17 protein-coding genes, 2 pseudogenes and 1 riboswitch are annotated in these 13,682 nt (G+C 52.7%); of the genes and pseudogenes, 5 read left to right on the plus strand and 14 right to left on the minus strand.

The features are described 5' to 3' along the window. Nucleotides 1-51: 51 nt before the first annotated feature. The 3 genes from KNP77_RS14575 to KNP77_RS14585 form a co-directional block, all read right to left on the minus strand. Nucleotides 52-654, minus strand: coding sequence for an NUDIX hydrolase (locus tag KNP77_RS14575; protein WP_214891477.1), 603 nt, complete (start codon nt 652-654; stop codon nt 52-54). Next, complete coding sequence (locus KNP77_RS14580; protein WP_214891498.1) at nt 651-1,655, minus strand: S66 family peptidase; 1,005 nt, start codon at nt 1,653-1,655, stop codon at nt 651-653. Before KNP77_RS14580 ends, KNP77_RS14575 begins: the two co-directional genes overlap by 4 nt. Nucleotides 1,656-1,730: 75 nt before the next feature. After that, nucleotides 1,731-2,021 (minus strand): hypothetical protein, encoded by a 291-nt coding sequence (locus KNP77_RS14585; RefSeq protein ID WP_131504983.1) that lies wholly within the window; start codon nt 2,019-2,021, stop codon nt 1,731-1,733. Nucleotides 2,022-2,183: 162 nt separating this feature from the next. Between KNP77_RS14585 and KNP77_RS14590 the strand changes: the two genes are divergently transcribed. Next, a complete protein-coding gene (locus tag KNP77_RS14590; protein ID WP_070329290.1) occupies nt 2,184-2,498 on the plus strand; it encodes a hypothetical protein in 315 nt (104 codons plus the stop codon). Nucleotides 2,499-2,586: 88 nt separating this feature from the next. Continuing rightward, nucleotides 2,587-3,372 carry an SDR family oxidoreductase gene (locus KNP77_RS14595; RefSeq protein ID WP_214891479.1) on the plus strand — a complete coding sequence of 262 codons (786 nt, stop codon included), beginning with the start codon at nt 2,587-2,589 and terminating at the stop codon, nt 3,370-3,372. Nucleotides 3,373-3,403: 31 nt separating this feature from the next. On the opposite strand, the gene KNP77_RS14600 is transcribed toward KNP77_RS14595, so the two are convergent. The 8 genes from KNP77_RS14600 to KNP77_RS14635 all read right to left on the minus strand — a co-directional run bounded on the left by KNP77_RS14600 (nt 3,404) and on the right by KNP77_RS14635 (nt 9,927). Further along, on the minus strand, nt 3,404-4,201 hold the full coding sequence (locus KNP77_RS14600) for a GNAT family N-acetyltransferase (RefSeq protein WP_214891481.1): 798 nt from the start codon (nt 4,199-4,201) through the stop codon (nt 3,404-3,406). An 81-nt stretch (nt 4,202-4,282) separates the two neighbouring features. Further along, nucleotides 4,283-5,350 carry a saccharopine dehydrogenase family protein gene (locus KNP77_RS14605; RefSeq protein WP_070329293.1) on the minus strand — a complete coding sequence of 356 codons (1,068 nt, stop codon included), beginning with the start codon at nt 5,348-5,350 and terminating at the stop codon, nt 4,283-4,285. A gap of 58 nt (nt 5,351-5,408) precedes the next feature. Further along, nucleotides 5,409-5,885: a hypothetical protein gene (locus tag KNP77_RS14610; protein ID WP_214891483.1), complete on the minus strand. Its 477-nt coding sequence runs from the start codon at nt 5,883-5,885 to the stop codon at nt 5,409-5,411. 86 nt (nt 5,886-5,971) lie between these two features. Then, nucleotides 5,972-6,601: an NADPH-dependent FMN reductase gene (locus tag KNP77_RS14615; protein WP_214891484.1), complete on the minus strand. Its 630-nt coding sequence runs from the start codon at nt 6,599-6,601 to the stop codon at nt 5,972-5,974. Beyond that, nucleotides 6,598-7,593, minus strand: a complete 996-nt coding sequence (locus tag KNP77_RS14620) for a ring-cleaving dioxygenase (RefSeq protein ID WP_070329295.1) — start codon at nt 7,591-7,593, stop codon at nt 6,598-6,600. The genes KNP77_RS14615 and KNP77_RS14620 overlap by 4 nt, the downstream gene beginning before the upstream one ends. A 36-nt stretch (nt 7,594-7,629) precedes the next feature. After that, nucleotides 7,630-8,064 (minus strand): MarR family winged helix-turn-helix transcriptional regulator, encoded by a 435-nt coding sequence (locus KNP77_RS14625; protein ID WP_131464846.1) that lies wholly within the window; start codon nt 8,062-8,064, stop codon nt 7,630-7,632. A 146-nt stretch (nt 8,065-8,210) separates the two neighbouring features. Beyond that, the gene (locus KNP77_RS14630; protein WP_214891487.1) at nt 8,211-9,338 is read right to left on the minus strand and encodes a tetratricopeptide repeat protein; all 1,128 of its coding nucleotides are present in this window, start codon (nt 9,336-9,338) and stop codon (nt 8,211-8,213) included. Nucleotides 9,339-9,387: 49 nt separating this feature from the next. After that, complete coding sequence (locus KNP77_RS14635; RefSeq protein ID WP_131464850.1) at nt 9,388-9,927, minus strand: ribonuclease FAU-1 family protein; 540 nt, start codon at nt 9,925-9,927, stop codon at nt 9,388-9,390. 209 nt (nt 9,928-10,136) lie between these two features. Between KNP77_RS14635 and KNP77_RS14640 the strand changes: the two genes are divergently transcribed. After that, nucleotides 10,137-10,883 carry a hypothetical protein gene (locus KNP77_RS14640; RefSeq protein ID WP_214891489.1) on the plus strand — a complete coding sequence of 249 codons (747 nt, stop codon included), beginning with the start codon at nt 10,137-10,139 and terminating at the stop codon, nt 10,881-10,883. On the opposite strand, the gene KNP77_RS14645 is transcribed toward KNP77_RS14640, so the two are convergent. Beyond that, the gene (locus tag KNP77_RS14645; protein ID WP_214891491.1) at nt 10,884-11,852 is read right to left on the minus strand and encodes an aminoglycoside phosphotransferase family protein; all 969 of its coding nucleotides are present in this window, start codon (nt 11,850-11,852) and stop codon (nt 10,884-10,886) included. It abuts the gene before it with no gap. A gap of 44 nt (nt 11,853-11,896) precedes the next feature. Between KNP77_RS14645 and KNP77_RS14650 the strand changes: the two genes are divergently transcribed. Together KNP77_RS14650 and thiW are read left to right on the plus strand one after the other, a co-directional pair. Further along, the gene (locus KNP77_RS14650) at nt 11,897-12,217 is read left to right on the plus strand and encodes a hypothetical protein (protein ID WP_214891492.1); all 321 of its coding nucleotides are present in this window, start codon (nt 11,897-11,899) and stop codon (nt 12,215-12,217) included. Nucleotides 12,218-12,241: 24 nt separating this feature from the next. After that, a riboswitch (TPP riboswitch) is annotated at nt 12,242-12,340 on the plus strand. A gap of 63 nt (nt 12,341-12,403) precedes the next feature. Beyond that, nucleotides 12,404-12,892, plus strand: a complete 489-nt coding sequence (gene thiW / locus KNP77_RS14655) for an energy coupling factor transporter S component ThiW (protein ID WP_131457612.1) — start codon at nt 12,404-12,406, stop codon at nt 12,890-12,892. Between the two features lie 43 nt (nt 12,893-12,935). On the opposite strand, the pseudogene KNP77_RS14660 reads toward thiW, so the two are convergent. Together KNP77_RS14660 and KNP77_RS14665 are read right to left on the minus strand one after the other, a co-directional pair. Next, a pseudogene (locus tag KNP77_RS14660) lies at nt 12,936-13,286 on the minus strand (GNAT family N-acetyltransferase); the annotation flags it as partial. 100 nt (nt 13,287-13,386) lie between these two features. Beyond that, a pseudogene (locus KNP77_RS14665) lies at nt 13,387-13,599 on the minus strand (zinc ribbon domain-containing protein); the annotation flags it as partial. Nucleotides 13,600-13,682: the final 83 nt, after the last annotated feature.

Consider the following 13,682-nt stretch of genomic DNA (forward strand, 5'->3'; position numbering starts at 1 on the left):
ACTCCTCCTAAACCTAGCACGAGCAATCCGTTCAACAGTCGCCAGATGATATCAATCATCATGGCCTTCTGCTTTCTCCCAAAATGTCCGAACCCCTTCAACAACTTGGTTCCAGTATGTGTCTGGATGTGGAACGAGCGTCTCTTTCGTCACGCGTAACGTCTTTCCGGTTACGACCGAAGTTGCCTCAATCTGTTCGCGCGAACCGTCGAGCAAGGCGACGAACGCCTCGAAGTCAACTTTGCCGACGTCTGCTACTTCGTCAACGTCTAACGTGAACGCCTCCCCAGCGTACGGATAGACATATGTATGGGCGAACTCCCGGTCTAGAAACGCTCCCGTCTCAATCACGTCCTCAAAGACGCCGAGCGGGTGGAGTTGCTCAAGTGACAGTTCAATCCCGAGCTCTTCTTGTATCTCACGGACTCCGTCGCGAACGGTTTCTCCGGCAGCCAGATGCCCTGCTGCCGTGATGTCGAACAGTCCTGGAAAATCTTGTTTCGTCTCGCTGCGGAGCTGTAAGTAAAGATGCGTCGGGTCAATCATCCAGCAGTGAAACGTCTCATGCCAATCGCCGTCACGATGGACGTCGGCCCGGGACTTCAACCCGATTCTTTTACGTGTCCGGTCGACCACGGTAATGAATTCAATCATATCGTCACTCCATTCTCTAAAAAGGTGATCGTCCCGGCGGTCGCATCGAGCTCGACGTCGATGCCAATCGGGAAGACGTGTGACGGAAACGTATGCCCGATATCGACATTCGTCAAAATCGGGAAGTCGACGTCACCGAGCACTTCAAGCAAGAGCGCTTCGAACGAAAACGGTGCCCCTAGCGTATCAAAATGCTCATGTTTTCCGATGATCAGGCCATTGATTTGATCAAAGACACCGGCCAGCTTGAGCATACTGAGTGACCGTTCCTCGTCCGCCATCGTCTTGAACGAATCTTCGAGAAACAAAATGGCGCCCTCCATGTCCGGGAAGAACTCTGACTTCAAAAAGCCCGACATCGTGTTCAAATTACCACCTACCAATTTACCCTGTGCCCGGCCATCTCGTAGCGACAGCCATCCGTCATTCGGACGAAGCATCTTTGGCCGATCTTGCGTCATCCAGTCAAGCATCTCTTCAGTCCACTCCCGTGGCACGTCGAGTGAATAAGGTGCCTCGCGCTCTAGACAGAGCACGTTTCGGACGTAGCGCTCCCCATCCGCTAACATCGTCTCATACTCTCCAAACGACGGAACAATCGCCGGGCCGTAAAACGTCGTCACGCCCGTCTTCGCGTAGCAGGCGAGCAAGAGCGCCGTGACGTCGCTGTAACCCATAATAATTTTCGGATGTCGACGCAGCGCTTCGTAATCAATATATAACAGAAGCGAGTTCGAGTTCGTTCCCCCAATCGTGCTGATGATCGCTTTGACGTCAGGATCACGCAACAAGTCATTGAATTCCGTGGCTCGGTCCTTGATTGAAGCAGACCGATAGCCTTCTGTACGATATGTGCAGCTGCCTTCACGAACGGTAAAGCCCATTCGTCTCAGTTGAGCAATCCCCCGCTCGTAACGTTCGGGAAAGCGGTTTGGCGCCGGAAACGACGGCGTGATAATCCCAATCGTATCGCCCGGCCGTAACGCGGTCGGTTTAATCAGTGTCGACACATGTATCCCTCCATTTTGTTCCATACGTTTACTGTACGGGTTTCGAAGGGGCAACGACAACCTAAACTAAAACAGATCAGGGTCTTCCGACAATGTCCGGACTTTCCTGACTTTTCGGTGACGACCGGTCCAGCCAAGTGTCGTGAAGAAAAAACCGCCCCCGACCATACAGAACAGCGCGACCAATCCGGCCACGATGCCATCAAATCCGTAGCGCTCGCCGCTCGCGACGAGCAGTAGCGGCGAAAAGAGGAAGGAAACCACTAGCATGATCAGCCCACCCCACACCCTCCGTCTGGGAAACCCAATCGTCCACCACCCGAAAGCAATCAATCCTAAAATGATTAACCCAACCATCCCGACTAGAACCATCGTCAGCGCCTCCACTCCGCAAATTGTTTTACTATATTCCGCATCTGTCATTCAAATCCCTGTAAAAATCAGCCTACATAAATTCCTGATTCCGGGTAAATAACTAATGGAAACCATCGCACCGGGGTACCGCAGAGGAGGATCACCATGAGAGCTAGACTCATCTTTGCCTTCGCGTTCATCGGTCTTTTTTTGTTAGCAGTCTATTGGGTGAGCACGTGGAACGATCACACGCTCGACGGACGCATCGAACGGATTGAAATCCCTCAACTGATGATTGGTCCAGCCGAGACGGATATGGATGAAATCAAATTGCATACGATTCTAGTTAATGACCAGACGGAAGTGACGGGTCTTGCTAGCGACGTGCAAGAACTTCGCGCCGGTCAACATGTGACTATCGAGCTTGACCCAGATGCGACGCTCAACATCGCGCTATCGATTCATGTAACGTCTGATTGAACGAAGAATCATCTTTTTTCAAGAAAACGGGCTTAATTTTTATAGAACAGTGGAATATGACAACAGGTAGCTGAAAGGAGATAAATACATGATTTCAAATACATTGTTGTCGGGTAAAGTCGCGTTTATCACAGGAGCGGCGTCAGGAATCGGACGCGCCGCTGTCATCCGGTTCGTCCAAGCAGGGGCAAAAGTCGCCATCGTCGACTTGAACCAAGAGGACTCCGAGAAGCTCGCGAGCTTAATCGGCGAGGACCGCGCCATCGGAATTAGTGCTGACGTCTCAAACGAAGACGAGATGAAACGTGCTTATGAACAGACGGTCGAACGGTTCGGACATGTCGATATCGTGTTTGCGAACGCGGGACGGAACGGGACGATCACACCAATCGAGCACTTGTCACTCGAAGATTGGAACGGGGTCGTCGAGACGAACTTGACGGGCACGTTCTTGACCGTGAAACATGCAATCCCTTACTTGAAAGAGAAAGGCGGCAGCATCATCATCACGTCGTCGATCAACGGGAACCGTTTCTTTAAAAACTTTGGCTTCAGCGGCTATGCGACGACGAAAGCCGGCCAGACCGGTTTTGCGAAAATGGCCGCGGCCGAGCTCGCCCAGTTCGGTATTCGGGTCAACACGATTTGTCCGGGTGCAATCGATACGAACATCGATGATTCGACGAACCGGGACGACGCGTTACTTGAAGAAATCGTCATCCCGATCGAATATCCAGAAGGCAACCAACCGCTCGCCGGAAAATCAGGTACGGCGAAGCAAGTGGCCGACGTCGTCTTGTTCTTTGCGAGCAATATGTCGAGCCACGTCACCGGATCAGAAGTTTACGTCGACGGTGCCGAATCACTACTCTAACGACAACAGGTCGCCCCGCGGGGCGACCTGTTTATTTGAGGATCGGACTTTTCATGACTGCTTTTTGATAAAACGGTGTAAAACCAAGGCGCTCCATGTTGCGTCCCGAGGCGGTATCGACTTTCGTCGTCACCGTCACGTACTCGCAACCTATCGCTTTTGCCGCGGCAACTCGCTCTAAAATGAGTTGGGTCTGATACCCTTTTCCCCGATAATCGGGAATCGTGCTCGTCAAAAACAGTTCCCCCATCCCATCCTGAACGGCGAGAATACCGCCGGCGACCGCTGTCTCGTCTTCACGGACGAGAAACGCCTGGTTTTCCGGTAACGCATAAAACCCTTTCGCCGTATCAATCGTCTCTTGCAGGACGCTCCCCGTCTCGGCGAATCCTGTCGCGATCGCCCGAGCCCATTCGTTCACGTTATCGGCGTGCACACGTTCGACACGTGTCGCTTCACTCTCTGGCAACTCAAACGTGTTCACATCGAGCAACCAGACGTCGAGAAAGTGATCGAGCGTATAGTTTCGTTCCTGCAGCAGGCGAATGAGCGACATGTCCGCGAGTGGACACACCTCAATATGTAGGCGGGACACGTTCTTACCACGGACCCACTTCTCCATTTGGTGCAGATCGTAAAAGCTCGTCGGACGGTTCAAGCCGAACCCGACCGCAAAACTCGTATTCCCCATCCGGAACACATGACCTTTATTTTCAACGATTAACTCCGAGCCTTCATAGGGAGGGGTCTGTTTTCGATGCCTGATGTAGGCAGACGTCCCTTCCGCTTTGATGCGTTCGATGCGCCTGGCTAGTTCTAAGCGTTTCATCTCATTCCCTCCCTCTAATCTTCCCTGAGTTTACCACACTTCAATTACGAACATGTTGTGATTCCGTTACAAGGCAACGCTTTAAAGGCGGACTTCATCAATCACGAACGAGGATGACCCTTCGATTTCTTCGATAAAATGCGAGCCGAACAACATCGCTGGTGTGAAGCTTCCAGGAATGACCCGGCTTGAACCGACGAGACGTTTCACGACCTCGAGCGCGCCATAGACGGTGAAGGCGTACGTGCTCGCCGTCTGAATGCGAACGATATATTTGTGTCCGTCTGCATTCGTTGCTTCGCCCCAAACATACGTCGACGACCCGTCCCGCTCCGCCTCATCCGGTCCGCTAATATGTTCATCGACATAGCGTAAGAGACGTCCTTGGACAGCGTCACTACCAAGAATCGGACTAAAGAACGACATGAGACGAGACGCATATCCGGCCACTGGGGGAACTGGGATCCATGTCGTGATGTTTGGGATTCCCGTCGTATAATACGCGGTCGAGACGTCACCCCACGGAATCGCGAGCGCTGTTTTCTTGCCGCGCCCAAAGTCGATTTGTCGACGCTTGGCCCCAAGCGGGAACGGCGACAGTTTTCCGTCTTTCCGCTCGGCACTGCTCGAGCCGAGCCCACGGATTGCTGTTTTCATCGTTCCGCGCGAAATACCGGCAGCGGCCGAGAAGCCGAGGGCGAGATTCGTCGCGTCCGGCATGAGTTCCTTCAACTTGCGGGCCACACAGTCGGTCGGGATGACGTCAAAGCCGACACCCGAGCACAGCAATACCCCGGCTTCTTGCGCGAGTTTGGCCCGTTTCTTCGAATGAATGTATTCGAATACTTCAATTTCCCCGGTAATATCGAGGTAATGAGTCTGTGACGCAAGGCACGCCTCGACCATCGGCTGACTCGTATCGGCGAACGGTCCAGCACAGTGCAAGACGAGGTCGATGTCAGCGAGTTCCTGCTTCGCTTTGTCGAGCGACAGACTAAAGACACGCGTCTCGCATCCGAGCTCATCGCCGAGCCGCTCGATCGCGTCCGCACGCCGCCCTGCGAGCACCGGTGTCATCCCTTCTTTTACTGCTTGCCGGGCAATCAGTTCACCCGTATAGCCGTTCGCGCCATAGATCATCCATTTCATCACGATTCCTCCTCCATGTCGATAAACTTCCTTTCCCTGTTCCCTATTCGTCCGATTTTCACCCGTACAGATGACGCACGACATCTTGCACCATGCCGACAAAGTAAACAATCCCAACGACCGCTAATAAGACACCGGCAGGCACGACCAGACTAGACAACGCCTGTCTGCTTTCAAATCGACGGCCTTTATGTTTCAACCAGCGATCAATCGTCCAGAACAGAACGGCCGCCCCTAGGCTGAGCCAAAGTAAAACGAGCCCGAATCCGATATGTAATCCAAACGAGACGATTGTCTCAAACCGCTTCGGTACACGGCGCGCCAACCAGTCACTGAATATTGACGTCAAAACGCCGTAAGTGACGATAGCCGGGAAGCTATACGCTAAATAAACGGCCGTCAACAGTAGCAACCCGTTCACGTTATCCCATAGTCCTCCGCTATCCGATTCTAGCGATAGGACAACAAAAGCGGCCAATAAGAACGCATAAATCAGTGCCGTCATTGAAGCCGTAACAATTTTCCGCTCCCACATTTTTATCCCCCCACTCTTTTAAAATTTACACTACTCGTCCGAGAAACGCACAAAAAAGCCAGCCTGTTTAAGGGCTGGCCGAATACTCAGTTGTTCGTTGCTTCCGCCGCTTTCGTACGAACCGTCTGCATCGCTTCTGTCCATAGGACGAGCTGGTCGAGCATATCATTCACCGATTGGACTTGTACGTCTTTCGGTGCGAAGTGCGTGCCGTTCTCGAAATCTGTGAAGAGCGAGAGCGCTGGGTGGACCCGGACGTGGGCAATCAAGAGTTCGCTCAAGACACCGCGCACATGCTCAGTTGCCCGAGCGCCGCCGACCGAACCGTACGAGACGATCCCTGCCGCCTTGTTATGCCATTCGTTACGTAAGTAGTCGAGGGCGTTTTTGAGCGCGCCTGTCATCGAGTGGTTGTACTCTTGTACGATGAAGACGAAACCGTCCATCTCTGCAATTTTCTCTGACCATGCCGCAGCACCTGTCGCGTCACCGCCAGCCTCGCCGAGAAGCGGTAAGCTGTAGTCCGCAATATCGATGATTTCATAGTTCGCGTCACCGCGCTTGTCGGCGAGTTCTTTTACCCATTCTCCGACTTGCGGGCTAACGCGTCCTTCACGAGTCGATCCGAGTACGATTCCAATTTTCAACATAGTAGTTCCTCCTTGTGAGTTGGTTGATGCTTCTTGTTTACCGAACAAACGATTGAAAAAACTCATGATGGCATACCCTCATACTCTTTCTCGAACGTTTTTGTGCTCCTGACTGTATCAATCGGCCGGACCATCGCTTCGATCTGCTCACGCTTCGACTCTAAGAACGGTGGGAGCGACAATTTCTCACCTACCGTCTCATATGGTTCGTCACCCATAAATCCTGGTCCGTCGGTCGCCCATTCGAACAAGATTTGCGGTGCGACGCGTGCATACGACGATTCAAAGAAGAAACGATCAACGTAACCTGACGTCGGTAACCCGAACTGTTGCAGCCGTGCTGTCCATTCGTCGAGGACGCTGCGGTCATCGACGCGGAACGCGACGTGATGCACCGTTCCAAACCCTTGACGTGCTTGCTGAGACGTCTCGTCATGGATGACGACGACTTGCGCTCCGTTTCCACCCTCACCTCCTTCAAAGAGATGATTGTCACCTTCTTGCCCGATTTCTTCGAACAACATGACTTCCTCCATCACTTGCTTGAAGTACGTGAAGTCAGAAATACGGATAAAGATTGGCCCGAGTCCAGTAATGGCATACTCGAGTGGAATCGGACCGTTTGGCCACGGCTCACCAGAAGCGACACCTTGATTGAACTCGTCCGAGATGAGCTGATACGCTTGGTCGTCGAAGTCGACGAACGACAGCGTCTTCTTGCCGAACTGCTCGGTGATGCCTTCATGTTTTACCTTTAACCGATCAAAACGGCGGACCCAGTAGTCGAGTGCCTGATCCGTCGGGACACGGAACGACGTCTTTGAAATCTCATTCGTCCCGTGCACGCCTTTTGGGATGCCTGGGAAGTCGAAAAACGTCATGTCCGTCCCGGCGCTACCTTTATCGTCCGCAAAGAACAAGTGATACGTCTGAATGTCGTCTTGGTTGACCGTCTTTTTGACGAGACGCATCCCTAAGACGTTCGTAAAGAAGTCGTAGTTCTTTTCGGCGCTGCTCGTGATCGCCGTCACGTGGTGAATCCCTTTTACATGGTTCATCTAAATCGCTCCTTCAAAATCTTGATTTCGAGATAATTAGTTAAAAAATTTTGACGCCTCGGCACGTTTGCCGACCGTCTTCAATTGTGTGATTGTGTCATCTAAATCGATTCCGTCGAACAACTCGTTCATCCGTTTCGTGTGTGTCGGAAAAATTTGATCCATCAAGTCGGTTCCCGCTTCGGTTAATGCGGCATACGTCACACGGCGGTCGCTCGGACAAGCTTTCCGGACCAAATAGCCTTTTGCCTCGAGTCGGTCGACGATATACGTCATGCTGCCGCTTGAGAGCAAGACTTTTTTGCCGATGATTTGAATCGGTTGGTCACCTTTATGATAGAGCAGTTCGAGTACCGAGAATTCGGTCGCGTTCAGTCCATATGCGGCGACTTCGTGTTTGACCATGTCCTGGATCGATTGTGAAGCCCGAAATAAGACGGTGATTGCTTTTAAGGCGTCTGATTGTTTCATCTGTTCCCCTCCTTTGTTGAGAGAAAACAATACTTTAAATTTAATTATCTTTAATTCGAGATAAATATAACACGGTAATTTGGATCGGTCAATCAATTTGATTCAATAAAAAGACAAGGCCGCTTCCACAAGCCTTGTCTTCCGGATCAATCGTACGTCTCGTCGAGATTGCGCGCATAAAACGCGATGGCGCGACGATAACGCTGAATGCTGTCATCCGGCTGCGGACTCGCGAGCAGCTCGAGCAACGCACCGGTCGCTTCCTGATGCTGTCCGAGGTTGTAACGCGTCATCGCTTGGAACACTTTCAAGGCAGCGATGTCAGGGAACTGTTCGATCGCCTTAGCAAATAGTTGTTCGGCATCCTCGTAACGACCGAGCGCACGGTACGTGCTGCCGAGCCCGATATACGTCTCACTGAGCTCGTGACCGCTCAGACCGAGTCGGATGGCCCGCTCATAGTGCGGGACGGCTTGACGCTCTTCGCCGAGCGAGTCATAACACCAGGCACATTGCGCGTGGAGTCGTGGATTCTTCTCATCTTGACGCAACAGCATGAGCAACAGCTGCTTCGCCCGCTCGAGCTCTCCGTTCTCGCGCAGGCGGATCGCCTCGTCGAGTCCGACCTCTTCAGGCTGTTTGACGTGAAGGTCGCTCAAATCATCGAGCCACGCCTGCAGTTTCTCATAATATTTCCCGACATGGACGCCGTCGACGAGCGCGTGGTGCGCTTGAACCGAGAGCGGCATCATCATCCGGTCGCCAACTTTCGTGAATTTGCCCCAGGCGATCCGCGGAACGCTATCGTGCTGTTGGTCATTCGTCGGGTGACTGATGCTCGTGAACGTGAGCCAAGGCACGCTCGTAATATAGAGCAGGCTGTCCGGCTCGTCATCTCCGACGACGACTTCTCGTTTCGCCCCGCTCATCCGCACGGCCACTTCCTCCATGAAGTCGGGAAACGCGTCTTTATACGTCGCCGTACAGAAATTGAAGACGTCATCATCCATCATGACGGTGAACGATGGATGGACGACATCATGCTCGACGACCACGTCACCGCGCATCCGGTACCTAAGTTCAGGGATGGCGTTCGCCGTCTTCACCACGCCGTATAAGAACAGCTTGAAAAATGACTGTCCGCGCGTCTTCGCGAACGTATGTAGCTTCGTCACGTCGACGTTCGCCGTCACGTTGAAATGCGGGGCGTCAAACGCCTTGAAAAACTCATAATGCTTTTTACGCGGCCACTTCTCGAGATCAATTTGTTTCATCTATCTTCCCCCCTGTTCTTTCACTGTACCAAAAGCAGTACGGGAAGACTCAAAGCTTTTGCTTCAACTGCTCGTAATGCTCGTTCGCTAAATCAAAATAGACGAAGTCGCGGCGTTCGATCCGATCGAGCGTCGCCTTGAAATCACGCCAGCCACGGTCGACCATCTCCGGCGTGAGCTCACCTGACTTGGCTGCCGCTTCGAACTCATCCTCGTCTTTACGGACGACGTCACCGTTCGGGAAGATGAGGATGTCGAGCAGGAGGTCATCCATGTACGGAATCCCATCCTCATACCCGATCCCCTCGACGATATCGATGTACCATTGGACGATGTTGCCCCGGTCATCGAACATGACGGTCACCCCGAACGGTTCATGTTCTGAGAAGTACTGGAGCCACGCGTAACCTGCGTCGGCGACGATGAACTCCTTTCCTTGATGCATCTTATATTGTGGGGCTCGGACGGCGTCAATTTGAAAGAGGGCGACGGTGCCCGAGAAGCGATCGTCCCGCACCTCCATTTGTGCGTATCGATTTTTTAATATGCGTTCCCAATCACGACGATTGGCAAATTTTCGTTTTGGCATCTCTCTCTCTCCTTTAAATCAGTTTCCTAAATGTGTTCGCCAAAAGTCGACATTCCCCTGTTCAATCGTACAGATTGTGTGGATTGAACCAGACGAGGTAGCGATTCCATTTGCCCTAGATGAGAAAGTATCCAGGTTCTCATCCTATTTCATACATGCTACGCTAATGTAAAATAGGGAAATAATGTAACTTACTAGGGGGTTGTTTTATGAAACGATTAGGACTACTTGGCTTAAGCGCGTTCTTGCTGACAGGTTGTACCGATCAAGCCGAGCAACCAATCGTCTCTCCTGATATGAACGAACAAGATGAAGAAGCGACGATCGAATGGACACGAGAAGATTTCAAAGACGTCTTTGACCAACACGAGACTGCCCAAGACTTGTTAGCAGCGCTCGAAAACCAAGGGCTAACACCGTTCCGTGAGACGTTCGAACGCGTCGTCATCGCCGGGGACGGGATCCATCATACATACGCCGATATTTATCCGTTCAAGCTCGACGACGGCACGTACGCGACCGTCTATGAGAATGAAGACGGTGAGATCGCCAACGGTCCCGAGTCGGTCGCACCACTCTTTTGGCAAGAAGAGTCGTTCACGCAATTCGTTGAGGAGATTGAGAAGCGCAAATACGGGACGAGTGCCCCCCCGACCGACGTCACATTGACGCAAGACGAGTTTCAATCGATTTACGACCGCCATGCCTACACGTCAGCGCTCATCGTCGAGCTCGACGAATGGGGAGTTCAAGTCGCACGCGACCCAATCGAGAACGTCATCATTGCCGGGAACGGCGTCAAGGAAGTGACGGCCGACTTGATCGTCTTTGAGATCGAAAACGGCTACGCTATCGTCTACGACCAAGACGGTGAGATTTTGAAAGCACCGGAGTCGATCGCCCAGCTGTTTTGGAACGAGACGGATTATGAAAACCTGCTCGAGAAGAACGAGTGATCACGTACCGCGACGTTTCAAGTCCCGATACTCGAGGAACAAGTTAAGCCATTGGGCCGGTTTATCGGCTGACTCGGACGGATCATACCGATAGTTGGTAACATATACATGCCACGACAGTGCCCGATACACGCAACCGAGCTCTTCAGCGATCAACAAATGGCGCCATAGCACGTCCCGAGGCGCCACACCTTCCCACTCAGCCAAGTAGACGGTACGCATCTTCTGAATCTGTTCATACCATGCGACTTCATCGTCTTCTGGCAACAAGTCGTAGAGCGCGTTCCAAAACACACGGACGCTGAAGAACGGATGGGTGACGGTCGCATCGCCCCAATCGAGAATACATAAGTCATCCTTCTGTTCGCGCCAAAAGATGTTGCCGCCATGTAAGTCGCCGTGCTCGAGACTCATCGGCAGCCCAGTCGCGAGCTCGTCGCACATGGTGAGGAGTTCGTCTTGGAGCGCCAGCACCGCCTCTGCCTTATCTCGATCTAACCCCGTACATAACTCGGGTAAATACGTCCGTATCTCTTCTTTTAGACGAGCCGGACGCCGGTCCGGGATGCCGTAGGCCAAAAGCGTATCCATGTAATTCGCTTCTTTTCTCTGTAGTTTCGCATATTGACGCACAGCCGCTTTGTACCGACTGTGCTTGGGGTATTCACGAAGTGCATCCCCGCCGATGTCTCGCATAAGTAGCCAGTTGCGTGTCGCGGCAATGGCGATGACCTCCGGGACGAGTCCCGGATGCCGTTCGGCTAGATGCATCGACAGTTCAGCCTCGCCACCACTGATTGCTGTCACCGCCTTGGCGTAGTAACGGTCTGCTCCGTACTCTCCATACATCAAGTATGTCAAGTCGGTATCTTTCACAACCCGCCACGTCACGCCTGGCACATGGCCATCGAGCCAGTGCTCGAACTGTTCACGGTAAGACTCGTCACGCCATGGGATCGCATCTCTCACTGACCTCACTTCCTTTCACCACACTTCGTTTAGGAGGAAATAATATGGACGTTGTCTATTATTCATACCCGGTCGATGCGCTACTCTATATGTATTTAGGTGCGACGGCTGTCTTCAGCTTCATAATTGGTCTAGTCGTTCGCCGCGTGTCGAGGCGTCCAGATATCAGCTTTTGGACGACGATCGTGCTCAGCTTTGTCGGACTATGTCTTTCACTCGGCTGGTTCCGTAACGCCTCGGTCACCGTATTTATGGGTACACTCCCGTGGGTCATCAATCTCGTGTTTTCCCTGTTTTTATACGCCCTGTATAGCGTTATCATTTATTTCATCTTCCGACCGCGAAAAATTGAGGCAACAAAATAACGTTATGCTATACTCAAACCAATAAACGACCACTAGGGGAGCCTTCGGGCTGAGACGGCAACTGCCGGACCCTTCGAACCTGATCTGGCTCATACCAGCGTAGGGAAGTGGCTTGGATACGTCTGTCTGTCCACGCCACTTTTCCACTTGGAGAAGTGGCGTTTTCATTTTGAAAGGAGACACTACATGCGTATTCAACAACTCACTTGGATGGCGATGCTCATCGCCATCGCCATCATCGGCTCCCTGTTCATCTCCATCCCGACCGGTGTCGCCCGGGCCTATCCGGTGCAACATATGGTGAACGTCATCGCCGCCGTCACCGTCGGTCCGATTGGTGCCGTCCTCGTCGCGTTCGTGACCGGACTCGTCCGTGTCATGACCGGGACCGGGTCGTTGCTCGCCTTCCCAGGTGGTATGATCGGCGCCTTGCTTGCCGGACTATTTTACGTGCGGACGAACCGGGTCGCTTTCGCTGCGCTCGGTGAAGTCATCGGGACGGGCGTCATTGCCTCGCTCATCGCCGTCCCGTATGCGAAAATCTTAATGGGCTCCGAGTTCGGGGCATTGTTCTTCTTCCCGGCCTTCCTCGCCTCGAGTGTGACCGGAGCCATCCTCGGCTGGATCGTCCTCGCCCGCGTCAAACAGTTGCGTCCACTTACGGTGAAGCGATAATTGAACAAGAATCACAAAAACAGGGACAGCCGACTTGTGACGGTTATCCCTGTTTTACGTGATACACCCAGATTTCTTCTCCGTTCGCTTCATCAATCAAGCCGCTGTCGACGAATCCGCCTTTCGCGTAAAATCGTTTCGCCGGTTCGTTCGTCGCATGCAGGCTGAGGACGATGTCATCGACATCAAATCGATCTTGCATCCACTCAATCGCAAGTTGCAAAAATGTTGACCCGATGCCTTTCCCTTGCTCATCCAGATCAATCATAAACCGGTCGAGCCAGACGTAACGCTCCGCCTTATTCTCGGCCCCAATCATCATAAAGCCGACCGGTTGATTGTTTCGACAGAGCGCGTAGCATGCCCACGCGTGCTTGACGTCGACGTCCATCTCCCGGAGCGATTCCGCGTTCGTTTCGTTGAACTACCCCCACCTACGCTGCGCTTGGAGGTGAGGGATTCCTGAGTCATCCGGTCGAACGACCGAAACCTGATCAGGCTAACCCCGTCGTCCCGACGGTTGAAGAGGCCAGGATGCGTTCGGCCTCTCGTTTGAGATTGAGTCCTGCGTTCACGTCGCGGTCGTGGTGGGCGCCGCAGTTCGGGCACGTCCATTCACGCAAGCCGAGATGTTTCACGTCTTTGTGTTGATGGCCGCAACCTGAACAGAGCTGGCTCGAGGCGAACGTCTTCCCGACCTTGACTATAAATGATAGTTTTAAGATGTCCTAAAACGTTGGGATAACAATGTACAATTTCGTCTCCTTCTCGCATACTTGTTCACGAGGTG

The sequence above is a fragment of the Exiguobacterium sp. s142 genome (assembly GCF_018618455.1).
GTDB classification, from domain to species: Bacteria; Bacillota; Bacilli; order Exiguobacteriales; family Exiguobacteriaceae; genus Exiguobacterium; species Exiguobacterium aurantiacum_A.

Bases quoted from the DNA above. Each gene is read 5' to 3' on its own strand.
- thiW (WP_131457612.1), top strand. From the start codon at position 12,404: ATGCGTATTCAACAACTCACTTGGATGGCGATGCTCATCGCCATCGCC.
- KNP77_RS14630 (WP_214891487.1), bottom strand. From the start codon at position 9,338: ATGAAACAAATTGATCTCGAGAAGTGGCCGCGTAAAAAGCATTATGAG.
- KNP77_RS14595 (WP_214891479.1), top strand. From the start codon at position 2,587: ATGATTTCAAATACATTGTTGTCGGGTAAAGTCGCGTTTATCACAGGA.
- KNP77_RS14620 (WP_070329295.1), bottom strand. From the start codon at position 7,593: ATGAACCATGTAAAAGGGATTCACCACGTGACGGCGATCACGAGCAGC.
- KNP77_RS14585 (WP_131504983.1), bottom strand. From the start codon at position 2,021: ATGGTTGGGTTAATCATTTTAGGATTGATTGCTTTCGGGTGGTGGACG.
- KNP77_RS14625 (WP_131464846.1), bottom strand. From the start codon at position 8,064: ATGAAACAATCAGACGCCTTAAAAGCAATCACCGTCTTATTTCGGGCT.
- KNP77_RS14640 (WP_214891489.1), top strand. From the start codon at position 10,137: ATGAAACGATTAGGACTACTTGGCTTAAGCGCGTTCTTGCTGACAGGT.
- KNP77_RS14615 (WP_214891484.1), bottom strand. From the start codon at position 6,601: ATGAGTTTTTTCAATCGTTTGTTCGGTAAACAAGAAGCATCAACCAAC.
- KNP77_RS14635 (WP_131464850.1), bottom strand. From the start codon at position 9,927: ATGCCAAAACGAAAATTTGCCAATCGTCGTGATTGGGAACGCATATTA.
- KNP77_RS14575 (WP_214891477.1), bottom strand. From the start codon at position 654: ATGATTGAATTCATTACCGTGGTCGACCGGACACGTAAAAGAATCGGG.
- KNP77_RS14605 (WP_070329293.1), bottom strand. From the start codon at position 5,350: ATGAAATGGATGATCTATGGCGCGAACGGCTATACGGGTGAACTGATT.
- KNP77_RS14650 (WP_214891492.1), top strand. From the start codon at position 11,897: ATGGACGTTGTCTATTATTCATACCCGGTCGATGCGCTACTCTATATG.
- KNP77_RS14600 (WP_214891481.1), bottom strand. From the start codon at position 4,201: ATGAAACGCTTAGAACTAGCCAGGCGCATCGAACGCATCAAAGCGGAA.
- KNP77_RS14590 (WP_070329290.1), top strand. From the start codon at position 2,184: ATGAGAGCTAGACTCATCTTTGCCTTCGCGTTCATCGGTCTTTTTTTG.
- KNP77_RS14610 (WP_214891483.1), bottom strand. From the start codon at position 5,885: ATGTGGGAGCGGAAAATTGTTACGGCTTCAATGACGGCACTGATTTAT.